Below are 24,335 nucleotides of genomic sequence, written 5' to 3'. Positions count from 1 at the left end.
AGGGAAGGGGGCCTTCACGCGAGTCACTACGGCTTCGGCAGGTAGGGGCCGAGCACCTTCTCCAGGTAGTCCGCCAGGTCGTTGAACGCGTCCTGGACGGGGTTGCCCGCGCTCGGCCGGAACCGCAGCACCTGCGGGTCGTGGTCGCTCGCCTGCTTCGCGAACTCGGCGTTCAGGTGCACGACGTCGTAGTCGATCCCGCGCGGCGCCTTCGACGCCAGGATGTGGTCCAGCACCTGCGACTGGCCCTCGAAAACGTAGCTGTACCGCTCGTTCTCGGGCAGCGACGCGATGAGGTCCTTCAGCGCGCCACCGGCGGTCAGCGTCCGCACGGCGGGCGAGAACGGGTAGTCGTTGATGTCACCGGCGACCACGACGTTCGCGTTCTTGTCCGACGCGAGCAGCTTGTCGACGAAGCCACGGAGCACGGTCGCCTGCTTGACCCGCTGCACCTCGGAACTCCGGACCGGCGGCTGGTTGCGGCCGTGGGTCGGCTGGTCGCCGCCCTTGGAGTTGAAGTGGTTCGCGATGACGAACACGGTACGGCCCTTGAACACGAACTCGCCGGCCAGCGGTTTCCGGCTGGCTTCCCACGCTTCGTTCCCGGGCTCGACCCGCCCGGGCGAGACGGTGAGATGGGTCTTGCCGCGTTCCTTGACGACACCGACCGGAGTGGTCGCGTCACCGCCCTTACGGTCCACAAAGGACACACGCGCCGGGTTGAACAGGAATCCGACACGGATGTTGCCGCCCGGCTGGCCGCCGTCCTTGCCGTTCTCCGGGTCGATCTGGCGCCACTCGTAACGCGGGCCACCGGCGGCGACGATGGCGTCGACGAACTTCTGCAACGTCTGGTCCGCGACGACGGTGCCGTCGTTCGCCGGGCCGTTGTTGTCCTGGATCTCCTCCAGGTTCAGGATGTCCGGCTTCGCCAGGTTGCCGACGATGGCCTTGGCCAGCTCACCGAACTTCTCCGCACCGTCCAAAGCGGACAGGTTCTCGACGTTATAGGTCGCCACGGAAAGCTCACCACTGCGCTGCGCGCGGGTGCTCTCACGCTGCAACCCGTTGTCCTTGGCGGCGCCGAGCTTCGTCGCGAACAGCGTGTAGCCGCCGAAGTTGCTGTACTCGACCGGGCCGGAGGTCTCGCCGGTGAGGACGTCGCCGGTGTTGACCTTCGGGAACGGCTGCTGGGCGAACGGGATCAGCGACGCGACCTTGAGCACGCCGGTGTTGAGCCGGTCGTAGTCCAGGTACACCGCGCCACCGCGGACGCTCGGGTTCTGCTTCGGTTTGGTGGTCACGTAAAGCTCGTTGAACGACGACGTCGGGCCGACGACGCGCGCGTCGGAGACGCTGACGATCTCGCTCTCGTGCGTCTCCCAGAAGTCCAGCGAGTACTTCGCGGGCTCCAGCGGCAACGGCTCGATGCTGCCGCCCGGGGCGGGGGCGACGGCATCCGGGACCGTGTCCGGCGAGACGACGGTCGGTGCGGGCAAAGCGTTCCCGCTCGACTGGACCGTCCACTGTGCACTCGTCAGCTCGGTGAGCGACTGGTACGGCGAGGTCGCGGGCGCGTCCGGGTAGAACTCGCGGACGGTACCGGCGGCGGTCACCGCGTCGCCGACGGCCACGGCGGGCGTCGTCGAGCCGGTGAAGACGAACAGGCCTTCGCTGGTACGCGGGTCCGAGTCGGGCGCGGTGTCGGTGATCCAGAACCCGCGCGCCGAACCGAAGCTCCGGATCGCGGTCACGACGCCGGTGACACCGGCGACCTTCCGGTCCTTGAACGGTGAGATCCGGGTGGTGCCCTGGATGTCGTGGATCTTGGCATTCACCGGCGGCGGGCCGGTCTCGCCCGGCGTCTCACCCTTGCCGTTGGTCGGCGTGGGCGCGCCGGAGGTGAAGTCGGCGGCGTTGTCGTCGGTGTCCGCGAGCGTCGTCCCCCTGGCGACGGAGGCGGTGTTGGACGGCGCCGGCGCCGTGGAACCCTCACGGATGACAGCGGCCGCGCCGAAGCCGACCAGGTCCTTGATCCGGGTGTCGGCCGCGCAGTCGGCGGCCGTCTTGCAGGTCAGCGCCGTGGTGCCCTGGACGAGCGCGATGGTGCCCGCGGTGGCGGACAACGCCAGCGAGCCGCTGGCGTCCGGCGTCGGCAGCGCGACGGTGCCGCCCGAGCCCTTCGCCTGCGCGATGAGGTACCGCGCGCCGGGCGCGACACTGCCGGCCAGCGGCGTGACCTGCCAGCTGTTCCCCGACGCGGGCGCGTACTGGACGCTGAAGCCGTCGAGGTTCACGGCGCCCGTGCCACGGTTGGCGAGTTCGACGAAGTCGTTGGTCAGCGTGGCGCCCGAGTTGCCGCCACCGCCGTAGACCTCCGCGATCACGGCGTCGGCGCTGGGCGCGGCGAGCGCGGCCGGAGCGGAGACGCCGCTCACGACCAGGCCGGAGGCGACGGCCACGGTCAGGGCCCGTCTCCGGGCGGCACGTCGGGATGTGGTCACGCTGAGTCCCCTCTTCACAAGATCGGTCGAGGAATACTCCCCCGGACAAGTGAAATGAGGAAGACGACAAGGCAACGATTCGTCACCGCTAGCCCGTTCGGACTCTGGTCGCGCCGGAGCCCCGCGTGCGAAGATCGACCTCCGCCGCCTGTTACGCACCAGGAGGCGTCTTCATGCGCAGACTGCTTTGCGCGATCGTCGCGGCCGGTCTCGTGATCCCGGTTCCCTCCGCGGCCGCCGAACCACCCGACAAGGTCGCGTTCGACGTGATGACCCCGGCGAGCGCGGTCGCGTCCCGTACCGACCGGCGGCCGAACGCGGGCGGCATCTTCGACCCGGTCGCGCGCAAGACCTTCATCTCGTGGTCCGGCAAGGCGGCGGACACCTACGTCCAGGCCTACGACCACCGGACCGGCGTCTGGACGTCGCCGAAGAAGATCGCCGACGGCGAGTCCGATCCGCACAACTACCCCACGATGCTGCTGGCGGGCGACGGGCATCTGCTGATCTTCCGCGGCATGCACAACAAGCGGACCGTGATCAGCCGCGCGCCACTCACGCATTCCCTCGACGGCACCTGGACCGACGTCGAGGTCCCCGAGGGGGCCGCGGCGAGCTATCCGATGCCGGTGAAGACCGTCGACGGCACGCTGTTCCTGTTCTACCGGGAGACCACGAAGGAACTGGATCCGGCGGCGAACTCCGACTTCCGCCCGATGAAGTACCTCGTTTCCCGCGACCACGGGAAAACGTGGAAGAACTCCGTGCGGTTGACCGGGAAACCGTGGGCGTTCGGCTCGCTGGGCCGGGCCGACCACATGGACGAGGTCTACGTCGGGCAGCTGCGGTACCTGCCGTCGCAGGGGCGGATCCAGTTCGTCTACACGCTCGCGGGCGGCGGGCCCACGCAGCACAAACACGACGTCTACCACCGGAACGTCTACTACCTGTCGTTCGACGTCCGCACCCTGCGCTTCTACTCCGCGGCGGGCCACGACCTCGGCACGCAGGTCGACGACGCCGAACAGGAGCGGTATCTCAAGGTCGTCGAAACACCGCTCGAACTCCCCGGCGGGCTCAAGTCGCCGGACTACATCCTGCAGGTCGGCACGCAGCGCGACGGCAAACCGTTCGTCACCTGGTTCCAGTTCGACGCCGCGGGCTCGCCGCGCGATTTCGCGGGCGCGTGGAACGGCCGGAACTGGGAAGTGCGCGAAGTCGCGAACGGACTCCGATTGCGCGAGATCGAACAGCTCAATGGCGGCACATGGCGCGTTTACGGAACGCGCGACGGAAAGCCGGGCATCGAAACGTTCCTGCTCGAGAACGGACGCGTCTGGCGGCCGGAAACCTTGATCACCACACCGAAACCGGTCCAGCGCGTCGAAGTGATCACCGGTTTCCGGGACCCGGCCCGCATTCTGGCGACCGGCGCGTCCAGTGCCCGTGACGTCTCCGTGGCCGACGGTGACATTTATGTCGCGGGAACCCCGCGCAAATAGCCCATTGGTGTTCCGCTGCCTTAAATGAACCTCAAGTCGGGGTACAACCCGGCATTCCCGGAGTTACCTTTGGCGACGTGAGCGAGGACACAAATCCTCGGCTCACCTCGCCGGAGGAGGTGTCCGATGAACTGGCTCATCGTCGGTACGGCACTGGTTCTGCTGCTGAGCATCGCGCTGGCCGTCGATCTGCGCGACCGGAAACGCGGCGGGCGGCCGGTGGCCCATTTCGGCGGAGCGCGGCTCGATGCCGTACTGCGCGAGGCGGACCTGAGCGAAGGACTTCTCGACGCTCACCGGGGAGGGTGAGCAGGGGGAACTGGGGGCGCACCGCCGGTGCACGGGACCCGTCGGGGGAGGACGGAGCCCGTACACCGGCGGTGTGTCATTTCCGCCTCGTGCGGGGCAGTCACGCGGCCGGCCGGGTGTTGCGAAAGCCACTTTCGCAACGTTGAAGGTTGCGAAAGTGGCTTTCGCAACGTGCCCGCGCCGCGGATGCCGGCTTCCGAACGGGCCGTTTCGCGTGACTGGACGGACGACACGTGTGATCAGACGGACGACACGCGTGACCGGATGGACGACACGCGTGTGGGGAGCGACTTCGCGCACTTCGAACGTGCCGCACACCCAGAACTCGGCCTCCCGCGAACCGCACCGCAGCACGCCGGTGCGCTCGGTCAGCACGATCGGCCCGTCGGCGGCGATGTGATGGGTGCACGCCGCGAAACCGAGCGCCCGATCGATGTCGAACCCCGCCAAGGCTGAGCCGATTTTGAACCGCCGGAAGGTCACAGCCGTATCACAGGGCGGAGGGGCCGCTTTTCCCTGACTACGGAGGTATCGATGCGACGGCGACTGCCGATGGCCCTGTTCGGGCTGGTCGTCTGGGTGCTCGCGGGCTGCTCGGCGGCCACGGGCGCCGCACCGGCGACACCGGGCGCCAACCAGGCCGACATCACCTTCTCCCAGCACATGGTCCCGCACCATCAGCAGTCGATCCAGGTCGCGAACCTGGCCTCGGACCGGTCGGCCTCGGAGTACGTGAAGGCCACCGCCGCCAAGATCGTCAAGGCGGAGTCGGCCGAGGTCCAGACGATGACCGGCTGGCTGCGATCGTGGAACGCGGCCGTCCTCCCCGCGGCGGGTCACGCCGGGCACGCGATGCCGGGGATGATCACCGAGGGGCAGGTCGCCTCGCTGCAGAACCTGTCCGGCGCCGAGTTCGACAAGGTGTGGCTCCCGCTGATGGCCGAGCATCTGCGCAACGGCGTCGCGATGGCCAAGACCGTGCTGTCCTCGGGCGAGCACGCCGAGACGAAAGCGCTGGCACAGGAGATCGTGGAGAACCAGACGGCGGCCATCGACGAGATCACCGCGCAGCTTCCTTGACCCCCCTGCGACGCCGGGAGTGGCAAGTCCGCTATTGTTCTCGGCGGTGGCGTGTCCGAGCGGCCGAAGGAGCACGACTCGAAATCGTGTGACGGCTAATAACCGTCCGTGGGTTCAAATCCCACCGCCACCGCAGCGAAGAGCCGGTCTCCACGGAGACCGGCTCTTCTGCGTCCGGGACTACTTGTTGAACTTGTCCTTGAGTTCCTGCACGCCGCCTTCCGCGCGGTCACGCAGGTCGTGTCCGGTCTCCTTCACCTGGCCTTCGGTCTGGTCGGCCCGGCCGGAGTTCGCGAGGTCCTGGTTGTCGGTCTTCTCGCCGAGCTTCTCCTTGGCGGCGCCGATGGCCTGCTCGGCCTTGTCCTTCGCCTTGTCGAAAACGCTCATGGCGGATGTTCCTCCTTCGACTGCGGCCGCCGTTTGCGACCGCCTGTCTCCGGGTTACCCGGAACACGGGATCCGACACATCTGTCACCCGGTGCGGTTACCCCGTCGCCCGTGGAAGAACTCTTCGAGCAGGGCCGCGCATTCGGCCTCCAGCACGCCGCCGACGACCTCCGCGCGGTGGCTGAGCCGCCGGTCGCGGACGACGTCCCACAGCGACCCCACGGCCCCCGTCTTGGGTTCCCAGGCGCCGAAGACGACCTTCGCGACCCGGGCCATCACGAGGGCGCCGGCGCACATCGTGCACGGCTCCAGCGTCACCGCGAGCGTGCAGCCTTCGAGCCGCCAGCCGTCGCCGTAACTCTCGGACGCGGCACGCAGCGCGAGGATCTCCGCGTGCGCCGTCGGGTCGCCGAGTTCTTCGCGGGCGTTGCGCGCGGAAGCGAGCGGAGTCCCGTCCGGCGACAGGACGACGGCGCCGATGGGCACGTCGTCGCCCGTACCTCGCGCCGCCGCGATCGCCGCCCGGACGGCGGCGATGTCGGCGGCGGAGGCGGCGGGGCTCAGATCTCGTCCAGGATCTTGGTGAACTCGGCGGCGAAGCCGCACCGCTGCGCGACCATCTGGAGTTGTTCGTCCGGATAGAGGTCGACCTCGCCGACGATCACCTGCAGTTCGGCCCCGGGGAGTCCGAGGTCGGACAGGATCTCCAGGTCGCCTTCCGGCCAGACCGCGTCGTCGTCCTCGTCCGGAGGGTCGACTCTCAGCACGTCGAGGACGTCCGCGGCGATGTCGTAGTCGAGCGCCGCGGCGGCGTCGGACAACAGCAACGAGGGGCCTCTGGGACTCGGCCGGACGATCACGAAGAACTCGTCGTCGACCGCCAGCAGCCCGAACGCGGCGCCGGTCGAACGCAGTTTCCCCAGCTCGGTGATCGCAGCGTCGAGTTCGGCGAGCGCCCCAGGATCAAGAGAGCTGCACCGCCACCGACCGTCCTCCCGCACCACGGCCACCGCGAACCCCGTGATCGGCTCTTGCACCGCCATGCGCACACCGTATTCCGCCCGCATTCGGAACGCACGCACGGTGCGCCCGAAGCGCCGCATGCGCCACTATCGAGACATGACCGGACCGACCGACCTGCCCACCCTCCCCGACGCGCGCTTCGCCGGATTGCTGGAGGAAGCCCGCGCGCTCCAGACGAAAACCGTAGAGCTCCGCCGGGAGATCCACCGGAATCCGGAGATCGGGCTCCACCTGCCGAAGACCCAGGCCTCGATCAAAGCGGCCCTCGAAGGCCTGCCGCTCGAGATCATCGAGGGGAAATCGACCACTTCGCTGACCGCCGTCCTCCGCGGCGGGAAACCGGGCCCGGCGATCCTGCTCCGCGGCGACATGGACGCGCTGCCGTTGCACGAGGACACCGGCCTCGACTTCTCCTCCGAGGACGACGGCGCGATGCACGCCTGCGGGCACGACACCCACGTCGCGATGCTGGCGTCGGCGGCGAGGCTGCTCAGCGAGCACGTCGACGAGCTGGCCGGGTCGGTGGTGTTCATGTTCCAGCCCGGCGAGGAGGGCGAGCACGGCGCGCGCCACATGATCCACGAGGGCGTGCTCGACGCCTCGGGCGAGCGCGTCGAGAAGGCGTTCGGCCTGCACATCTTCACCTCGGCCGCGTCCGGTGTCGTGCAGACGCGGCCGGGGCCGATCATGGCGTCGGCCAACAGCTTCCACGTCACCGTCACCGGCCGTGGCGGGCACGGCTCGGCGCCGCACCAGGCGATCGACCCGGTGCCGGCGGCGGCCGCGATGGTGAGCGCGCTGCAGACGATGGTGACCCGCAAGGTCAGCGTGTTCGAGCCCGCGGTGGTCTCGGTCACTCGGATCGAGGCCGGGACGACGACGAACATCATCCCCGAGACGGCGTTCCTGGAGGGCACGATCCGCACGCTGTCCGACCGGACGCAGGCGTTCGTCCGCGAGGAGCTGCCGAAGGTGTGCGAGGCGGTCGGCGCGGCGCATGGCGTCCGCGTGAGCGCCGAAGTCGTCCCCGGCTACCCCGTGACGGTGAACGACCCCCAGGTCGCGGCGCGGGTGCTGGATCTGGCGGCCGAGGTCCTCGGCGCCTCCAATTCCGAGGCCATGGAGAACCCGGTGATGGGCGCGGAGGACTTCTCCTACGTCCTGCAGCGGATTCCGGGCGCGTTCGCGTTCCTCGGCGCCTGCCCGCCCGGCGCCGACCTGGCCACGGTCGAGGCCAACCACTCGAACCGCGTGGTCTTCGACGAGGACGCAATGGCCAACGGCGTCGCGATGTACGCCGCCTTCGCGCTGGACGCCCTTCGCTAGCCATTACACAACAGCGTTGATTTAATGGGTGCCATGAGCGATGACACCCTGGCCGTCCTGGCCGCGCAGGAGGAACGCCTGGTCTTCCGCCGGTTCGACAACGAGACCGCGCTGAAGCTGGGCGCCCATCTGCTCGCGGCGGCACGGGACCGCGCCCTCCCGGTGACGGTCTCCGTGCGCCGCGGCGGGCAGCGGTTGTTCCACGCGGCGTTGCCGGGCACCTCGGCCGACAACGACGCGTGGATCGACCGCAAGAGCCGCGTCGTCGACCGGTACGGGCACAGCTCGTTCCTCGTCGGCGAGCGGTTCCGCGCGAAGGGCACGACGTTCGAAGCCGATTCCCGGCTCGACCCTGATCTCTACGCCGCGCACGGCGGCGTGTTCCCGGTGATCGTCGAGGGCGTTGGCCCGGTCGGCACCGTCGGCGTCTCGGGGCTGCCACAGGCCGACGATCACGCGTTCGTCGTCGAGCAGCTGGAGATCTTCCTCACCGAACCGTCCTGATCGGACTAGCGACCGAGGCGCAGGGTGAGGAAATCGGCACTGGGCGAGAGATCCGCGTAGTCGACCCGGTAGCCGCCGAAGGTGGTCCCCTCGGCCTTGAGCACGTCCATCGTGAACGACACCGCCGGGCCCGCCGACGGCCGGGCGTAGGACATCGTCACGATCGCGCGCCCCGCCGAAGCACAGATCTCCCCGTGCGGGCACCGCTCGTCCAGCACCGCCAGATAGGCGAGACGCAGGTCTTCGTCCGGAAGCACGACCCAGCCGCCGAGGCGGAACGTGAACGCGTCGCCCACCGCCGGCGGGCCGCACGAGGCGTTCAGGAACACGAGCACGAGACCGAACAGCACCAGTTTCGCCGGGGTCCCCCAGAGCCACCGTCTTCGCATACCGGAAGTACGCGCGGGCCGGCTCTCTCCGTTGCCTTGGACGCTTGTCCCGATTTTCGGGACGAGCGTCCGAAGTCGTACTACCGATGAGGGTCATATCATATATCAGATAGGGCATGCCGCGCCGTGGATCCGGACGCCTACGCGAAACTGGTGGACCGGGTGATCGACGGCGGAGCCGGCGTGGTGACACCGAACGGGAACACCGGCGAGTTCTACGCGCTGGACGAGGCCGAGACCCGGCACTGCCTCGAACTGGCGGTCAAGGCCGCGGCGGGCGCCACGCCGCGGAGGCGGGCGCGGAGCTGATCATGATTCATCAGCCGGTGCATCCGTACGTCTCGGCGAAGGGCTGGCTCGAGTACCACCGCGCCACCGCCGCGGCGGTCCCGGAGCTGGGTGTCGTGCCGCACGTGCGCGACGCGCAAATCGACGGCGAGCGGCCGGCCAGGCTCGCCGATGCCGCGGAGAACGTCATCGGGTTGAAGTACGCGGTGCCGGATCCGGCGCGGTTCGCCGCGGTGGCACGGGAATCGATCGCTTCACGTGGATCGCGCCGTCGCTCTCGCTGGAGATGTTCCGCGCACTGCGCGACGGCGCGTCCGGCCGTTCGAAGAACTCCGGGCCGCAACACCAACAACGTGAGCGTGGTGAAGGAAGCTTTGGCACAGCTGGGTTTGTGCCGTGCCGACGTCCGTCCGCCGAGCCGCCCGCTGACCGGCGGGAAACGGGAACAGGTCTGCGCGGCGCTGGCGGGCTGGGGCCTTTTCTGACCGTGTCCGCACCCACTGGGGCGGGTGCGGACACGGTGACAGGTCAGAGGTCGTGGCCATCGACGATCGCGGCGTGGCCCTGATGGGCGCCTCGGGGCGCGCTGTGCGCGGCGGGCGGCTGCTCACCGGCGAGGCCGGTGGGACCATGAGCGCGAAGAACGATGTCTGGCCGGTGCTCCTGTCTCCGATCGATTCTCGCGACCGGACGGAACCGGGGGAAATTTCCCTCGATGTCTTCGACTGTACGCCAGATCGTGCGGCTTTGGTGAATTGCTTCCGCTCCTCCGCCGTGGGACACTGGAAGCAGGCCACGGAGCGACCGTGGCGTGTTGTGGTACCAGTGCCTCTTCTCGGCCGACCCAGACCCCTTCGGTGTTTGTGAACCCGTTGCTGGATTGCCCACTTTCACGAACCAGAACGGTGTGATCTCCCCATGACCTCCACCCAGACGAGGCAGGGCAGCGATTTCGCTGAACTGTCCAAATTGGTCAAGGACGCCGGCCTTCTCGACCGGCGGCGAAAATACTACGCGATGAAGATCTCCTTGAACCTGCTGGCTTTCGCGGGCGGATGGGTCGCCTTCGCGCACCTCGGGGATTCTTGGTGGCAGCTGTTCCTCGCTGCCTTCTTCGCGATGATGTTCACGCAGCTGTCCTTCATCGGCCATGACGCGGGACACAAGCAGATCTTTCGCGGCCGCAAGGCGAACGACGTCACCGGTTTCGTCCACGGTGGACTGACCGGCCTGAGCTACGGCTGGTGGATCGGCACGCACACCCGCCACCACGCCAACCCCAACCACGAGGACGAGGACCCGGACGTCAACCTCGCCGCGCTCATCTTCACCAAGGCGCAGGGCACCGAACGGCGTGGTTTCCTGCGCTGGATGGCGAAATACCAGGCGTTCCTGTTCTTCCCGCTGCTGTTGCTGGAAGGCCTGAACCTGCACGTGTCCAGCGTGACGGCGATCTTCCAGCGCGGCTTCAAACGGCGGAAGCTCGAATCGGCGCTGATGCTCGCCCACATCGCCGCGTACCTGACCGCGGTGTTCGTGGTCCTCTCGCCCGGCGTCGGTTTCGTCTTCATCGCCGTGCACCAGTGCCTGTGGGGCGTGTACATGGGCTGCTCGTTCGCCCCGAACCACAAGGGCATGCCGACGCTGTCGGCCGGGCACAAGCTCGACTTCCTGCGCAAGCAGGTCCTCACCTCGCGCAACGTGCGCGGCGGCCCGGTCGTGGATTTCGCGCTCGGCGGGCTCAACTACCAGATCGAGCACCACCTCTTCCCGAGCATGGCGCGACCGAACCTCAAGCACGCGCAGGTGATCGTGCGGGAGTTCTGCGCGAAGCACGGCATCGACTACGCCCAGTGCGGCTGGGCGGCGTCGTACGGCTACGTGCTCCGGCATCTGCACGAAGTCGGAGCGCCCCTGCGTGCTCAACCGGTGGGTGTCCGATGACCTCCTCCGTCCGCTCCCTCGGCGACGTCGCCGAGCCCGCCGCCGACGACCGGTGCCCGAGCTGCCCGCATCCGATGTCCGCGCACGACGCGATCGCCCGCCGCTTCTGCACCGCGACCGCGGCCGGCGGCTTCAGCCGCGGCTGCACCTGCGCCACGAAACCCGAAACAACCGAATAGAGGCTCACCATGAACGCCGAGACCATCCCCGTCTCCCGGTACGAGATCCGGGTCGACACCGTGAAGAAGATCGTCAACGAACACACCGAACTCGACAACGAGGCGGCGTTCGCGCTGGCCGTGCACATGGTGCGGGCGCTGGACACCGTCCCGGAGCCCGTCCGCTAGGGCGTGTTTCACAAGCCTGTTCGATGGGCTTCGTTTGGCCTCGTACCGGGTCGTACTCGGCCGCATCCGCCCGGGCCGTCAGGGACCGCCTGGGCTTATGAAACGCGCCCTAGGGAGCGTGACCGGGGTTACTCGCGCGTAAACAAGGCGTCAGCGAGGCCTCGCGAAACGTCAGGGAGACGTTGCCGGAGCGGCCCGGCCGGGTCGATCGGAGTTGTGCTGATGAGGCACTGACCGATCGACGCGGAGGTAACCGTGACGCTCACCGAGCTCCTGCCCAGCCTCGGCTGCGAGGCCGCCGACCACCTCGAACCCGGGGTCTGGCCACGGAGCACCCGGCTCGGGCCCGGCGGGGAACTGCTGTTCGCCGGCGCGCCGGTGTCCCACCTCGCCGCGAGGTTCGGGACACCGGCGTATCTGCTCGACGAGGACGAAGTCCGCCAGAACGCCCGCGCGTACCGGAAGGCGCTGCCGGACGCCGAAGTGGCGTACGCGAGCAAGGCGCTGTGCACCCGCGCGGTCCTGCGCTGGGTCGCCGAGGAAGGGCTTTCCCTCGACACCTGCTCGGCGGGCGAGATCGCGGTGGCGCGGTCGGTCGGTTTTCCCGCCGAGCGGATCCTGCTGCACGGCAACGCGAAAACCCCCGAAGACCTCAAGGCGGCGTTGGCCTACGGCGTCCGCCGGATCGTGGTGGACTCACTCGACGAGATCGAGCAGCTCGGCGCGCTGGCCACCGGTGCACAGCAGGTGCTGATCCGCGTGACACCCGACGTCGCGGCGGGCACGCACGCGGCGATCACCACCGGCACCGAAGGGCAGAAGTTCGGCTTCTCGCTGCGCGAGGGGGTCCGCGACAACCTCGGCCGGGCCGTCTCCGCGGTGCTCGCGCAGCCCGGGCTCCGCCTGGCCGGGCTGCACTGCCACATCGGCTCGCAGGTGTCGCGGGTGGACTTCTACGAACTGGCCGCCCGCAAGATGATCGGGGTGCTCGTCGCGCTGCGCGAGACCCACGGTGTCACCCTCCGCGAGCTGGATCTCGGCGGCGGGCACGCCGTGCGTTATCTGCCCGGCGACCCGGGTTTCGACATCGACGGCTATGTGCGCCGCCTGCGGGTCGCGCTCGCCTACGAATGCACCTCGCACGGCTTCCCCCTGCCGAAACTGACGATCGAACCGGGCCGCGCGATCGTGGGGCCGGCCGGAATCACCGTGTACCGGGTCTGCGCGGTGAAACGCGGCTCGCGCACTTTCGTCGCCGTCGACGGCGGGATGAGCGACAACGCGCGGCCCGCGCTCTACGGGGCGGCGTACACCGCGCGCCTGATCGGCAGGCGCAGCCGAGCGGCCAGGCGCCCGATGACGGTGGTCGGGCGGCACTGCGAATCGGGCGACGTCCTCGCGGACGGGCTCTCGCTCCCCGACGACGTCCACCCCGGCGATCTGCTCGCCGTCCCGTGCACCGGGGCCTACCACCACTCGCTCGCGTCGAATTACAACCTCGTCGGCAGGCCGCCGGTGGTCGGGGTCTCCCGCGGTACGGCGACGCTGCTCGTCCGCCGCGAAACCGAGGAAGACCTGCTCAAACGCGATATCGGCTGAGACACCGTCCGAAATCCTCGGCACCTGGCCTGTCATGCGACAGAATCCTTTGCCCGAAGGGGCAGGGAAAGAGAATCGCGACAAACAACTTAACGGCGGTAGCATTCTGGACATTGATCGATACGCTGCGCGACAAGAATCGCATGCCGAAACAAAGGGAGGGACGGCATGGGTGACGAACCACGCGCGCAGATGGAGCAGCGCACACCTAGAGGTTTGGACAATACCGATCGCACTCTGATCGCTCTACTGCAAGTCGACGGGCGGGCCTCGTTCACGGCCTTGGCCAAGGCCGTCGGGTTGTCGGAGGGCGCCGTGCGGCAGCGGGTGCAGCGGCTGCTGCGGGACGAGACGATGCAGATCGTCGCGGTCACGGATCCGGCGAACGTCGGGCTCGGCCGTCAGGCGATGGTCGGGATCAGGGTCCACGGCGATCCGCGGGCGGTCTCCGACCAGCTCTCCGGATTGCCGGACGTCCACTACGTCGTGCTGACCGCGGGAGGCTACGACCTGCTCGCCGAGGTCGCCTGCCGGGACGACGAACACCTCTTGAGTGTGCTGAACGACGACATCCGGCCCATCCCGGGTGTCGTCAGCACGGAGACCTTGGTCTACCTGAAACTCGCGAAACAGACCTACGCCTGGGGCAACCTGACCCGATGAACGTCCGGCCCGCGCCATGAACGGATCGTTCCTTGCCGATTTCGCAAGGAACGATCCGTTCATGGCGCTCGCGGGAGGGGTCAGACGCAGCGCAGGAACGCGTCGGGAGTCCGCCGCCCGGAATCGAGACCGCGGAGGACTTTCGGCAGCGTCCCGCTGTACACGACCCCGAGCCGCTGCGTCGCCCGCGTCAGCGCGACGTACAGTTCCGCCTCGCCGCTCGGGCCTTCGGCGAGGATCCGCTCCGGCTCCACCACCAGTACGGCGTCGTACTCCAGCCCTTTGGTCGCGGAGGGCGCGATCGCACCGGGCACTCCCGGCGGCCCGATGACGACCGACGTCCCCTCGCGACCCGATTCCGCACGGGCGAACTCGGCGATGGCGTCTTCGATGTCCATTTCGGACAGTCGGCGGGCCCATGGCCGGACACCGCACGAACGCACCGAGGCCGGCGGAACGACGTCCGGCGCGAAACTCGCCAGCAGGGAAGCCGCCACCGCCATGATCTCCGAAGGCGTCCGGTAGTTGACCGTCAGCTTCCGGTACACCCAGCGATCGGCGACGTACCGGGAGAGCATCGAGTCCCACGACCGCGCGCCCGACGGCGACCGCCGTTGCGCGAGATCCCCGACGACGGTGAACGACCGGCTGGGGCAACGCCGCATCAGCACCCGCCAGTCCATTTCGGACAGTTCCTGTGCTTCGTCGACCACGACGTGGCCGTACGTCCATTCCCGGTCGGCGGCGGCGCGTTCGGCCAGATCCCGTTCGTCGCGCTCGGCGAACCGGTCCGCCAGTTCCTCCGCCATCAGCACGTCCGTCGGCCGGAGCGCGAACTCGTAGTCGTCGTGATCCGCTTCCACCTCGACGATTTCCAGCACCCGCTCGGCGTACTCCTTCCGTGCCAGCCGCCGCCGCTCCTCCGCCCGGCGTTCGGCGGTGCGGTCGACGCCGAGCAGCTCGACGGCTTCGTCCAGCAACGGCACGTCGGACACCGTCCACGCGTCCGCGTCCTCGCGGAACAGTGCCGGATCGGCCCCGGCCGCCCGCAACCGCTCCGGCGAGGCGTAGAGGTCGGCGAGCAGCCGTTGCGGCGTCAGCGACGGCCAGAGACGATCGAGCACCGCGCGGAGCTCCTCGCTGGCTTCCAGGTCGCGCCGGGCGTTCTTCAGCATCTCCGGCCGCGTGTGCTCGTCGTCGGACGGCAGCCAGCCCGCGCCGAGCCGGTCGACCGCGCGGGTGGCGAGCGCGGCGATCACCTCCCGTTCGAAGACGGCCTTCGCCTCGTTGTGCAGCAGGCCGCTTTCCCTGGCGACCTCACGCGCGGCCGCCGCGACGTCGGCGTCCAGCGGCACGGTGACGTCGTCGAGTGCGATCGGCTCCGCCTCGGCGGGGAGTTCCTGCCGGTCCGCCACCGCCGCCGCGAGCACGTCCAGGATCGCCAGCGAGCCCTTCAGCCGCTGCACCGGCGGCGGATCCTCGCGTTCGGCGCGCAGACCGGCGACGAGATCACCAGGTGTCGCGAAGACGGCGCTGGTCTCGCCCAGCGACGGCAGGACACGGCCGATGTGGTCGAGGAAACCGCTGCTGGGCCCGACCACGAGCACTCCGCGCCGTTCCATGCGCTCTCGTTTGGTGTACAGCAGGTACGCCACCCGATGCAGCGCCACCGCCGTCTTCCCCGTTCCCGGTCCGCCCTCCACGACGACGACGCCCGGGTGATCCAGCCGGATGATCTCGTCCTGCTCGGCCTGGATCGTCGCGACGATGTCCCGCATCCCCTCGCCGCGCGGCGCGTTGACCGCGGCGAGCAGCGCGGCGTCGCCGCGTTCCCCCGCCGATTCCGGACGGCCGAAGACCTCGTCGGTGAAGTCGAGGACGTCGCGGCCGAGAGTGCGGAATTGACGGCGGCGCGCCATTCCTTCCGGGGACGCCCCCGTCGCGCAGTAGAACGCGCGCGACGCCGGCGCCCGCCAATCGAGCACCAACGGTTCGTAGTCGTTCTCTTCGTCGAAAAGACCGATCCGGCCGACGTACGACCGTTCTCCCGAAAGGGCGTCCAACCGGCCGAAACAAAGCCCTTCGTCGGCGATCTTCAGCCTCGCCATCTCGCGTGCCTTGGCGCCGGCCGAGACCTCGCGGTCGGAAAGCGCGAAGCCTTCTCCCCGCAGTGCACCGGCATACGCCTCCTTCACCCGTGCGCGCTCGGCGTCCAGCCGCCGGTAGAGCGACGCGACGTACTGCCGTTCGGAACGCAATTCCTCGTCGTACCCCTGATTTGACAAGTTCCCCTCACAGCGGTTAGACTGACAACACATTCGGCGCTTCAGATCAGTCATTCTGATTTGGGCGCCGATTTTTTATTGTCCACCGCTTGTCAAGAGGGACCGGTATCCCCGGGGAAACGATCGTGCGCGATAATGGGGACGAACATCCGCCATTACCGCGCACGCTCTCACTCAGCCGAGCATGAACTCGCGGGGGTCCAGCGCGCGCCCCACCACCCGGACGTCGCCGAGCCAGCCGTGGAACGCCTGCTCGACGATCGAGTCGTAGGCGTAGGCGCCGATCAGCCACGAGCCGCCGGGGTTCGCGATCCCCGCGGCCGTCGTCTTCGGGTTCCGCAGCACCGGGCAGCCGTCGACGTAGAGCGTCGTCCGCCTGCCGTCGTTGACCGCCGCGACGTGGATCCATTCCTCCAGCGCCAGTTCGTGCCCCCAGCAGGTGGAGATCCCGTTCTGGTTCACCGGGAACACCGCCCACTGGAAGGCGGCACCGTCCGAAAGGGACAGTGTGGCCGACGGCTCGCCCGGATCGTCGCCGGTCTTGCCCGCCTTGCCGCCGGAGCCCTGCCTGCCGAAGATCGCGGCCCAGGCGTGCTTTCCGTCCTTGAAATCCGCGGGCAGTTTGACGAACGCCTCGACGGTGTAGCCGCGCGCGAACGTCTCCGCGTTCATCGGCGCGGAATCCGCCGTGCGCAGATACCCGCCGCGAGCCGGTTTCTTGCCGCCGTCGAACCGGAGGCTCGATCTCGACGGCTGCCGTCCGGAGAACTCGCCGGAGAACCGCAGCGCCTCGGGCGCGCTGCCGGGGAGGGTCACCCGGACCAGGTCGTTGCCGCGGCCCGAAAGATCACGGACACCGTCCACGGCAGCGCCGTCACGGCCTTCGAACCGCCAGTAGGCCACGGTCCCGCGGATCAGCTGCCGTTCGGCGGGCCGCGCCGGCGGGACCGGGACCGGCGCGAACCCGGCGAACCTCGACTCGAAGTCGATCTCCAGGCTGAAGTAGTCCGCCGGGCCGGTGCGTTCGATCTCCTGCCGTTGCAGCTCGTTCAGCCGCGGCGCCTGGTCCGCCAGCCACGGCGAGACGGTACGGACGTCGATCACGTTCCGCGCGAGGTCGAACCGGTAAAGCCGGATCATCGCGCTGCCGCCGTAGTAGCGGTCCTGGTAGTTGGTGATGTGCAGATGGACGTCGTGGCCCGCTTTGTTCCGCTTCACCGTGCGTCCCGGCGGCCAGTAGTGCCCGTTGAGGGTGAGGAAGATCTGATCGTTCCCGGCGATCAGCTCGTCCCACACCTGCCGGCCGAACTCCGAGAACTGGGCCTGTCCCGCCTCGTCGGCCCATACCAATTCATGGATGGTCAGAATGGCCGGGAGCCGCGGATTCCGCGCGAGCACCGACCGCGCCCACTCCAGCCCGCCCGCCGACGGCCGCCAGTCGAGCGCGAGCAGCAGCCACTCGCGGCCGCCCGCGCGGAAGACGTGGTGGCTGTTGTAACCGTCCGGGCTCGCGCCGCGGAAGGTCCGCGAACCCCGCTGCCGGTGCGGCCCGAACGCGTCCAGGTACGGCGTGCGGCCGCGCTGGTCGTCGGTCGAGGACTTGATGTCGTGGTTACCCGCCAGCGTGCTGTACGGGAACCGGCGCCGGTCCAGGTGCTGGAACGAGCGGCTGATCTGGTCGAACTCGCCGGGCTGCCCGTTCTCGGTGAGGTCACCGAGATGCGCCAGGAAGACGATGTTCTCGTCGCCGCCGGTGACGTACCGCAGGGTGGCGTCCAACGGCGCGGGATCACCGCGGTCGGCGTCGAAGAGGTACTGGGTGTCGGGCAGCACCGCGAGGGTGAAGCGGCCGTCTTCGAAGTCCGGGCCGTGCTGACCGAAGGTCGCCGAAGCCGCCGGAGCACCTAGCGCGGGTAACGCGGAGACCGCCGCACCGGCGCCGAGCAGGCCCGCGCCGCGCAGGAAGGTCCGTCTGGAGGAGTCGTTCACGGCCGAAACCTACGGTCGCGGAGGCAACGGTCCGCCAACCACGGATGAACACTTGCTCCGCTCGGTAGCTTCGTTTCATGGGGAACGTCAAACGCTGGCCCGTGCTCGCCGGGGTCGGTGTGGTGGTGGCCGCGGCGGCCTGGTGGATCGTGGACGAGATGCCTTCGGTGGACGACGCCGTCGCGCGGGAGGCGCTGCCGCCGATCGACGAGCATCTGCGCGCGCTCGCCGGTTCCAGGGACGCCGGAATCCGCTGGGTGTGCACCCAGAAGGTGATCGAAACCCGGCCGGACGGCGACCGGGTCAAGATCGGCCTGGTCGCGAGCTGCGACGAGGTCGAGAAAGAGGGCGACGGGCTCGTCACGTGCGGCGGATTCCGCCGTCAGCCGGTGGTCTACCGCGTCGAACGGACTTCCGGGGGATACCGCGTGTTCGACCGGAAATTCGCGGAGGACGGCGCCGGCTACTCGCGTTCGGTCAAGGAGATGTTCTCGTGGGTCGGCGCCCGCCGGGTGCTCGACGGCGCGAGCCCGGACGACCCTCGGAGCGTCTCGCCCGCCGCGTTCGGCCTGCCCGACGGCACCCCGGTGCGCACCGGCCGCTGATCAGTCGCCGTTGCGGTCGATCTTCTTCGGCACCACCAACCACATGACGACGAACAGCACCGCCGTCACCACGCCGAGGATCGTCATCGCGATCGGGCCGAAGACGACCTTGGCGATGAGCGCGACGGTGGTGGTGATGGCGGCCGCCAGGCAGCCGAGCCCGACCAGGACGGAACGGTTGCCGACGGTGAGGATCCGCTCCCGGTTCCCGGTGCGGAACAGCAGCCGGTGCCACGCGGCGGGCGCCGTCAGCAGGACCGTCGAAGAGACCGTGAGCAGGACCGCCGTCAGGTGGACGGATTTCTCGAAACCGCTCGCCTCGTGGAACTCGTCGGTGAAGACCACCGTGAGCAGGAAACCGAAGAGGATCTGGACGCCGGCCTGCGCGACCCGCAGCTCCTGCAGGAGCTCATTGACGTTGCGGGTCAGGCGTTCGTTCTTCGTCTCGCCGGTGTGCTCGACCATTCAGCGGCTCCAAGACCATCGGTTGACGCCTGACTTTTTCATGCCAGCCGAGCGAAGTCACCGACACCACCACGACGGCGAGGCCAAGCCACTGAGTACCCGACAAATCGGCGTTCAAGCACAATACGCCGATAACGGCCGCCGTGACCGGGAACGCCAGCTCCGCGAGCGTCGCCCTGGCCGCGGGCGTCGACCGCAGGCCCACGTAGTAGAGGCTCAGCGCCAGCAGGCCGGGGACCAGCGCGAGCAGGCCGAGCCCGAGCGCGTTGTCCCAGCCGACGGCGAACTGGCCGCCCTGGTACGCCACGATCCCCGCCGAGACCGGAAGCCCGACCGTGAAACGCAGGGTGGTGACCTCCTTCGGCGCCAGTTCGGTGGACAGCATCCGGCCGAGCACCGTGCCCGCCGCCCACAGCGCGGCCGCGCCGATCGCCAGCAGCGCCGCCTTCGCCGCGGCGACCTGGATGTTCAGCGGATCCTTGAAGGCCAGCAGCCAGGCACCGAGCAGCGCCGGGATCGCGAACAAGGCGTATCCGGGGCGGACCCGCTCCCGGAGTACGAAATACGCCGCCAGCACGGCGAACACCGGCTGGAGCTTCTGCAGCACCAACGGCGTCACGGGGTCGCCCAGTTTGAAGGCCGCGGTGAACATCGCCGTCGCGAGCGCGGAAGACCCGCCGCCGATGGCGAGCACGGCCAGCCATTCCCGCGGGCCGGTCCGGCGCAGCGCCCGGATGGCGCCGGGGATCAAGGGGCTCAACACCAGCACCACCAGCAGGTGCTCCCAGAAGACGACCGTGGCCGCCGGGAGCGCCTCGGCGAGCGGGAGCCGCAAAAGCCCGTCGGTACCCCAGAGAGCGGCGGCGACCGCGACCAGCCAGGTGCGATCCGGAGGGTTGCTACTCACATTTCCTGCCCATAGTTTGAGAATGATCGCCCGACCGAGTGACCACCCTGGCGTGTCCGATTCGTGCGGACTAGGCAAGGGGCATGCGCCCCGTCCCCGCACTCTCGCTTGTCCTGTCCGCGGCCGCACTGGCCCTGACCGCCGGCGCCGGACCGGCCACCGCCGTTCCCGGCTCCCGCGTCCACGTGATCACCGCCAAGAGCGGCCTCACGAGCTACAAACCCGAACTGGTGCCGCCCGGTGCCCGCGCGCACGTCTTCGGGCTGACGTCCAAGGCCCACGGCACCTCCACCGCGGTCCTCGTGACCGGCCTGCTGCCCAACCGCGAATACGGCGCCCACGCGCACACGAAGCCGTGCGGTGCCACCGGTGATCTCGCCGGACCGCACTACCAGAACGTCGAAGACCCGGTGAAGCCGTCGGTGGACCCGGCCTACGCCAACCCCCGCAACGAGATCTGGCTCGACCTGACCACCGACGCCACCGGCCGCGGCGCCGCCGTGTCCAAAGTGGACTGGACGTTCACCGATCGGCGCGCGAACTCCATCGTGATCCACGAAACGCATACGCACACCCACCCGGGCCACGCCGGGACCGCGGGCGCCCGGCTGGCCTGCGTGACCGTCGGTTTCTAGCAGTGTTTCCTAGAACCCCCAGGTGCGCTCAGGCCGGATCCTGATCCGGGCGCGGTACTCCCGGTCGAATTTCGGGACGTCGTAGTCGATCGCCGGATAATGCTTCTCGTACTTTTCGAGAAAGCCCGGCTGCTCCGACGCGAGACCGTCCGTCAGGATCTCGGCCTTGCCGCCGATCACCAGGATCGAGCCGCCGTGCTCGTCGCTGTTGAAGTGGAGGCTGACCTCGGGGTTGGCCTCGATGTGCCGGGTCTTCGCCGTGTCGGGCTGGCTGAAGACGATGATGTCGTCACCGTCGAGTACGAACCACACCGGGCGGGGCGAAGGGCGTCCCTTCGGGCTGATCGTGGTCAGCCAGGCGACGTTCTCCTTCGCCCGCTCGGCGAGCCGCGGGTCGGGTCGGTAGCTCATGCCCCGACCCAACCACGAGCCACCGACATTTCTTCCTCGTCCGCTCAGCGGGACGCGACGAGCTTCGCGTACCGCGACCCGGCGCCGAGCAGCACCAGACCGGCGATGAGGAAGGCGGCGACCCTGGCCAGGCCGTCCAGCGCGGCGAGGTCGAACAGCACCAGCTTCAGCACCGCCGCGCCCACCAGCACGAAACCGATCACCCGCAGGTTGACCGCGGAGATGCCGCGGACGAGGAGCACCAGCGCGGCGACCGTCCAGGACACCGTGATCACCACGTGGCCGACCAGGAAACCCGAGCGGCCGGGAACGGCCAGCATCGCGCCGCACAGCACCATCGCGCCCGCGCCGTAGAGCCCGCAGACCCCGGCGAAGAGCCACGGCACCACGTTCTCCGCCGCGGCCTTGAACAGCCCGAGCCGGTGCGCGACCCACGGAAGGGTGATCGAGACGGCGAGGATCGCCAGTGCCACCAGGAAGGCGGCGGCGAGGTCGGCGTCCGGGCGGTTCCGGATCAGGAAGAAGAGCGTCGGCGGGACGTCGAAGACCAGCGCGATCATGCCGCCGATGACGGCGAAGCCCAGACCGCCGAAGAGCGCCACGTGCTTCTTCGTCCACAGCGCGACCAGCGCCAGCAACACCCCTTCGCCGATGAGGATCGCCGAACGGGCACTGCCGTCGAACAGCGTCATCGTCGTCTGGAGGGCCGCGACCAGTCCGGCGGCGCCCGTGAGGTCACCCGTCCAGCCGTCGAGCCACTGCCCGGCCGCCCACACCGCGAGCAGCACCAGCGCGACCGACGCCGTGACGACCACGGCCGGGGTCTTCGGCAGGAACAACGCGGCGAGCAGCGAAGGCGCGGGGGCGACGGCGAGCAGGGCGAGCGCGGCGGCGTCCCCCGGCCGCTTGGCGGTGACGATCAGGGCCAGCGCGAGTCCCACGCCTCCCGCGGCCAGCGCGGCGGCGGTGTTGGCCGTGCTGCCGCCGAAGCCGGTGAACGCCGTGCTGAAGACCGACGCGACCAGCGGCGGGATCCCGGCCGCGACCGCGACCGACGGCCACGACTGGCGCAGCTGCACCGGCGTCGAAGCGACCTGGACCACGAGCAGGAACGCGACCAGTTGGGGGGTGAAACCCTGCGTGATGATCGGCGCGCAGACCACACAGCCGAGCACGACGGCCGTCGCGAGCAGCGACGACTTCCACCGCACGGCCAGCAGCAACCCGCCGACCGCGATCAGGAGCCCGATCGCGAGCCCGGCGTAGGCCGGGAGGTACTCGTACATCGTCGTCGCGGCGATGGCGTCGAGGTACAACGCGCCGATACCGGTGGCGGCGAGCGCGAACGCGCCCGTGCGGCCCGCCGGCGTGCGGTGCAGGCGAAGGCCGATCCCGACCAGCGCCGCGCCGAGCACGGCGCCGCCGATCACCCGCGGCACCGGGCCGAACCAGCCACGCTGGATCGCGAGCACGAGGAACAGCACGATGCCGAGCAACGTGACCGCTCCGCCGATCCAGGCCAGGAGCCGGCTACCGGCGCCTTCCTTGCCCAGCTTCTCGGCGAGCGACACCTTCGGGGCGGGCTGGTACGGGCGGTAGGGCTGCTGCGGCTGCTGATACTGCCGGCGGTACTGCTGCTGTTGCCACTGCGCGTACTGGGCCTGCTGGTACTGGGCCTGCTGGTACTGGGCCTGCTGGTATTGCTGCTGGTGGTGGGCGTGCTGCTGGTGGTGAGGGTACGGCTGCTGCGGGACCTGCGGTTGCGGGGTCTGCTGGGGCTGCTCGGCTCGCGGCTGGTGGGGTTGCGGCTGCTCGGCTTGCGGATGCTGGGGTGCGGGCTGCTCGGCTTGCGGCTGCTGGGTTTGCGGCTGCTGGGTTTGCGGCTGCCGGGCCTGCTCGGCCTGGGGCGGCGTCTGCTGCTCGGCCTGCTCAGTGGCCTCTTCGTGCCGCGGCTCCGCCGAGGACCGGACGGTCCGCAGCTCCGTGCCGACCCGCACGAGGCGGGCCCCAAGGTCGTCGATCTCCCCGGCGAGCCTGAGGAGCACATCCCCATCGGTGGTCATGGCGATCAGCATGCGGCCTGAGGACCCCCGGGGGATCCGTAGCACTACTCAATCGTGATGACGATGTGGTCGCGACCTGCAAGATCATCGCGATCGAACGAACCTGCGGAGTGCCTCGGGCGGCCCGCATTCTTACCAGGAACTTGGTCGCCTCCGTGGATCTGCCGCGTTGCGCAGCCGCAACGAGGCGTCCCTTTTCATCCCATCTCAGGAAGTGTCTACCCCGGCCTTGACGCTTGCGTCTAGCCCTGCCTAGACATACCCTGTGAGACGACGAGAGGTCATCAAGAAGATCGCTGTCGCCGCCAGGCGGCAACGCGCGGCGTGGATCCTGGAACGGGAAGGCGCCAACCACACCATCTACACCTTGAACGGTGTGGTGGTGCCCATCCCGCGCCATACCGAACTGGGCGAGGTCTTCGCCGTCGACATCTTCCAGGAATGCGAGGGCGTCCTCGGGAAAGGTTGGTGGAGGAAGTGAAGACCTACCACGCCGAAGTCACTCGCGATGGAAGGTTCTGGCTGATCCGGGTCCGCGAGATCGACCGCTCGACCCAGGCTCTTCGCTACAAGGACGTCGTGACGATGGCCAGCGAGCTCATCGAAATCATGGACGGCGTCCGAAACGACGAATACGACTTGCACCTCGAAGTGCACCTGCCGAGTTCCGTGAAGGACCACCAAGCCCGCGCCGAAGTCCTGCGCGAAGAAGCCCAACGCAAGCAGGCCGAAGCGGCCGCTGAACATCGTGCGGCAGTTCAAGAACTGCTCGCTCTTGGAGTTTCACAACGCGAAGCGGGCGAAGTGCTCGGTATGTCGTTCCAGCGAGTCAGCCAGTTGGCGAAGTCGTCCTGACGAACCCGGCCTGATGCGCCGCCACGAAGACCGGCCCACCAGCGAAGCTACTGAAATCAGCTTCGCTTGACGCGGAATGTGGTGCCGCGGCCTCGATGATTCGTCGGCGAAGACTCGGTCACCGTGTGGATTTTGGGACATCTGACGTCCCAAAATCCACACAGTCACGGAGACACCCATATGGTCCCCGAAGACACACACGTGATCACCCCTCGCGGCGGCCTGATCGGCGACGGAGACCGGCCCACCTGCGAG

25 protein-coding genes, 1 tRNA gene and 2 pseudogenes are annotated in these 24,335 nt (G+C 68.9%); 16 read left to right on the top strand and 12 right to left on the bottom strand.

Annotated elements, in window-relative coordinates:
• Window positions 1-26: 26 nt before the first annotated feature.
• Window positions 27-2,504 carry an endonuclease/exonuclease/phosphatase family protein gene (locus ACLJQ7_RS08990; protein WP_410647631.1) on the bottom strand — a complete coding sequence of 826 codons (2,478 nt, stop codon included), beginning with the start codon at window positions 2,502-2,504 and terminating at the stop codon, window positions 27-29.
• A 173-nt stretch (window positions 2,505-2,677) separates the two neighbouring features.
• Between ACLJQ7_RS08990 and ACLJQ7_RS08985 the strand changes: the two genes are divergently transcribed.
• Together ACLJQ7_RS08985 and ACLJQ7_RS08980 are read left to right on the top strand one after the other, a co-directional pair.
• A complete protein-coding gene (locus ACLJQ7_RS08985) occupies window positions 2,678-4,006 on the top strand; it encodes a BNR-4 repeat-containing protein (protein WP_410647630.1) in 1,329 nt (442 codons plus the stop codon).
• A 126-nt stretch (window positions 4,007-4,132) separates the two neighbouring features.
• Entirely contained in the window at window positions 4,133-4,315 is a 183-nt protein-coding gene (locus ACLJQ7_RS08980; protein WP_410647629.1) for a hypothetical protein, read from the top strand.
• A 291-nt stretch (window positions 4,316-4,606) separates the two neighbouring features.
• Here ACLJQ7_RS08980 and ACLJQ7_RS08975 read toward each other — a convergent pair.
• Window positions 4,607-4,735, bottom strand: a pseudogene (locus ACLJQ7_RS08975) (limonene-1,2-epoxide hydrolase family protein); the annotation flags it as partial.
• A gap of 114 nt (window positions 4,736-4,849) precedes the next feature.
• Between ACLJQ7_RS08975 and ACLJQ7_RS08970 the strand changes: the two are divergent.
• Window positions 4,850-5,395, top strand: a complete 546-nt coding sequence (locus ACLJQ7_RS08970; RefSeq protein WP_410647628.1) for a DUF305 domain-containing protein — start codon at window positions 4,850-4,852, stop codon at window positions 5,393-5,395.
• A gap of 45 nt (window positions 5,396-5,440) precedes the next feature.
• Window positions 5,441-5,528: transfer RNA gene (locus ACLJQ7_RS08965), tRNA-Ser, on the top strand.
• A 47-nt stretch (window positions 5,529-5,575) separates the two neighbouring features.
• Here the strand turns inward: ACLJQ7_RS08965 and ACLJQ7_RS08960 are convergent.
• The 3 genes from ACLJQ7_RS08960 to ACLJQ7_RS08950 form a co-directional block, all read right to left on the bottom strand.
• Window positions 5,576-5,782, bottom strand: a complete 207-nt coding sequence (locus tag ACLJQ7_RS08960; protein WP_184897027.1) for a CsbD family protein — start codon at window positions 5,780-5,782, stop codon at window positions 5,576-5,578.
• 84 nt (window positions 5,783-5,866) lie between these two features.
• A complete protein-coding gene (locus ACLJQ7_RS08955; protein WP_410647886.1) occupies window positions 5,867-6,319 on the bottom strand; it encodes a nucleoside deaminase in 453 nt (150 codons plus the stop codon).
• Window positions 6,320-6,342: 23 nt separating this feature from the next.
• Window positions 6,343-6,825: a tRNA adenosine deaminase-associated protein gene (locus ACLJQ7_RS08950; RefSeq protein ID WP_200865852.1), complete on the bottom strand. Its 483-nt coding sequence runs from the start codon at window positions 6,823-6,825 to the stop codon at window positions 6,343-6,345.
• 76 nt (window positions 6,826-6,901) lie between these two features.
• On the opposite strand from ACLJQ7_RS08950, the gene ACLJQ7_RS08945 reads away from it, so the two are divergent.
• Window positions 6,902-8,131, top strand: a complete 1,230-nt coding sequence (locus ACLJQ7_RS08945) for a M20 metallopeptidase family protein (RefSeq protein ID WP_410647627.1) — start codon at window positions 6,902-6,904, stop codon at window positions 8,129-8,131.
• A gap of 33 nt (window positions 8,132-8,164) precedes the next feature.
• The gene (locus ACLJQ7_RS08940) at window positions 8,165-8,635 is read left to right on the top strand and encodes a heme-degrading domain-containing protein (RefSeq protein WP_410647626.1); all 471 of its coding nucleotides are present in this window, start codon (window positions 8,165-8,167) and stop codon (window positions 8,633-8,635) included.
• A gap of 5 nt (window positions 8,636-8,640) precedes the next feature.
• Here the strand turns inward: ACLJQ7_RS08940 and ACLJQ7_RS08935 are convergent, their stop codons facing one another.
• Complete coding sequence (locus ACLJQ7_RS08935; RefSeq protein ID WP_410647625.1) at window positions 8,641-9,024, bottom strand: hypothetical protein; 384 nt, start codon at window positions 9,022-9,024, stop codon at window positions 8,641-8,643.
• A gap of 102 nt (window positions 9,025-9,126) precedes the next feature.
• Here ACLJQ7_RS08935 and ACLJQ7_RS08930 point away from each other — a divergent pair.
• From ACLJQ7_RS08930 to ACLJQ7_RS08905, 6 genes and pseudogenes are all read left to right on the top strand, one after another.
• A pseudogene (locus ACLJQ7_RS08930) lies at window positions 9,127-9,797 on the top strand (dihydrodipicolinate synthase family protein).
• 433 nt (window positions 9,798-10,230) lie between these two features.
• On the top strand, window positions 10,231-11,256 hold the full coding sequence (locus ACLJQ7_RS08925) for a fatty acid desaturase family protein (protein ID WP_410647624.1): 1,026 nt from the start codon (window positions 10,231-10,233) through the stop codon (window positions 11,254-11,256).
• On the top strand, window positions 11,253-11,435 hold the full coding sequence (locus ACLJQ7_RS08920; RefSeq protein ID WP_410647623.1) for an RGCVC family protein: 183 nt from the start codon (window positions 11,253-11,255) through the stop codon (window positions 11,433-11,435). The genes ACLJQ7_RS08925 and ACLJQ7_RS08920 overlap by 4 nt, the downstream gene beginning before the upstream one ends.
• Before the next feature lie 9 nt (window positions 11,436-11,444).
• Complete coding sequence (locus tag ACLJQ7_RS08915) at window positions 11,445-11,603, top strand: DUF6307 family protein (RefSeq protein ID WP_410647622.1); 159 nt, start codon at window positions 11,445-11,447, stop codon at window positions 11,601-11,603.
• A gap of 255 nt (window positions 11,604-11,858) precedes the next feature.
• Entirely contained in the window at window positions 11,859-13,202 is a 1,344-nt protein-coding gene (lysA, locus tag ACLJQ7_RS08910; RefSeq protein WP_410647621.1) for a diaminopimelate decarboxylase, read from the top strand.
• A gap of 168 nt (window positions 13,203-13,370) precedes the next feature.
• A complete protein-coding gene (locus ACLJQ7_RS08905; protein ID WP_034314503.1) occupies window positions 13,371-13,865 on the top strand; it encodes an Lrp/AsnC family transcriptional regulator in 495 nt (164 codons plus the stop codon).
• 80 nt (window positions 13,866-13,945) lie between these two features.
• On the opposite strand, the gene helR is transcribed toward ACLJQ7_RS08905, so the two are convergent.
• Both helR and ACLJQ7_RS08895 read right to left on the bottom strand, forming a co-directional pair.
• Window positions 13,946-16,150 (bottom strand): RNA polymerase recycling motor ATPase HelR, encoded by a 2,205-nt coding sequence (helR, locus tag ACLJQ7_RS08900; protein WP_410647620.1) that lies wholly within the window; start codon window positions 16,148-16,150, stop codon window positions 13,946-13,948.
• 174 nt (window positions 16,151-16,324) lie between these two features.
• A complete protein-coding gene (locus ACLJQ7_RS08895) occupies window positions 16,325-18,139 on the bottom strand; it encodes a LamG-like jellyroll fold domain-containing protein (protein WP_410647619.1) in 1,815 nt (604 codons plus the stop codon).
• A 77-nt stretch (window positions 18,140-18,216) separates the two neighbouring features.
• Between ACLJQ7_RS08895 and ACLJQ7_RS08890 the strand changes: the two genes are divergently transcribed.
• A complete protein-coding gene (locus ACLJQ7_RS08890) occupies window positions 18,217-18,744 on the top strand; it encodes a hypothetical protein (protein ID WP_410647618.1) in 528 nt (175 codons plus the stop codon).
• Here ACLJQ7_RS08890 and ACLJQ7_RS08885 read toward each other — a convergent pair whose 3' ends face one another.
• Together ACLJQ7_RS08885 and ACLJQ7_RS08880 are read right to left on the bottom strand one after the other, a co-directional pair.
• Window positions 18,745-19,209 (bottom strand): DUF6328 family protein, encoded by a 465-nt coding sequence (locus ACLJQ7_RS08885; RefSeq protein ID WP_410647617.1) that lies wholly within the window; start codon window positions 19,207-19,209, stop codon window positions 18,745-18,747. It lies immediately after the preceding gene.
• Entirely contained in the window at window positions 19,154-20,116 is a 963-nt protein-coding gene (locus tag ACLJQ7_RS08880; protein WP_410647616.1) for a DMT family transporter, read from the bottom strand. Before ACLJQ7_RS08880 ends, ACLJQ7_RS08885 begins: the two co-directional genes overlap by 56 nt.
• A gap of 83 nt (window positions 20,117-20,199) precedes the next feature.
• Here ACLJQ7_RS08880 and ACLJQ7_RS08875 point away from each other — a divergent pair, with 83 nt between their 5' ends.
• Window positions 20,200-20,751 (top strand): superoxide dismutase family protein, encoded by a 552-nt coding sequence (locus tag ACLJQ7_RS08875; protein ID WP_125679670.1) that lies wholly within the window; start codon window positions 20,200-20,202, stop codon window positions 20,749-20,751.
• A gap of 9 nt (window positions 20,752-20,760) precedes the next feature.
• Here the strand turns inward: ACLJQ7_RS08875 and ACLJQ7_RS08870 are convergent, their stop codons facing one another.
• Window positions 20,761-21,162: a TIGR03667 family PPOX class F420-dependent oxidoreductase gene (locus tag ACLJQ7_RS08870; RefSeq protein WP_410647615.1), complete on the bottom strand. Its 402-nt coding sequence runs from the start codon at window positions 21,160-21,162 to the stop codon at window positions 20,761-20,763.
• Window positions 21,163-21,206: 44 nt separating this feature from the next.
• Window positions 21,207-23,237, bottom strand: a complete 2,031-nt coding sequence (locus tag ACLJQ7_RS08865) for a DUF2339 domain-containing protein (protein ID WP_410647614.1) — start codon at window positions 23,235-23,237, stop codon at window positions 21,207-21,209.
• A 253-nt stretch (window positions 23,238-23,490) separates the two neighbouring features.
• Here ACLJQ7_RS08865 and ACLJQ7_RS08860 point away from each other — a divergent pair, with 253 nt between their 5' ends.
• Both ACLJQ7_RS08860 and ACLJQ7_RS08855 read left to right on the top strand, forming a co-directional pair.
• Window positions 23,491-23,706, top strand: a complete 216-nt coding sequence (locus ACLJQ7_RS08860) for a hypothetical protein (RefSeq protein WP_410647613.1) — start codon at window positions 23,491-23,493, stop codon at window positions 23,704-23,706.
• Complete coding sequence (locus ACLJQ7_RS08855; RefSeq protein ID WP_410647612.1) at window positions 23,703-24,080, top strand: hypothetical protein; 378 nt, start codon at window positions 23,703-23,705, stop codon at window positions 24,078-24,080. The genes ACLJQ7_RS08860 and ACLJQ7_RS08855 overlap by 4 nt, the downstream gene beginning before the upstream one ends.
• The last annotated feature ends 255 nt before the right edge of the window (window positions 24,081-24,335 follow it).

Origin of the sequence: Amycolatopsis sp. cmx-4-54 (genome assembly GCF_046548895.1) — a bacterium.
Lineage (GTDB): Bacteria > Actinomycetota > Actinomycetes > Mycobacteriales > Pseudonocardiaceae > Amycolatopsis.
The sequence above is the reverse complement of the archived record's forward strand: the minus strand, read 5'-3'. Positions and strand labels throughout refer to the sequence as shown.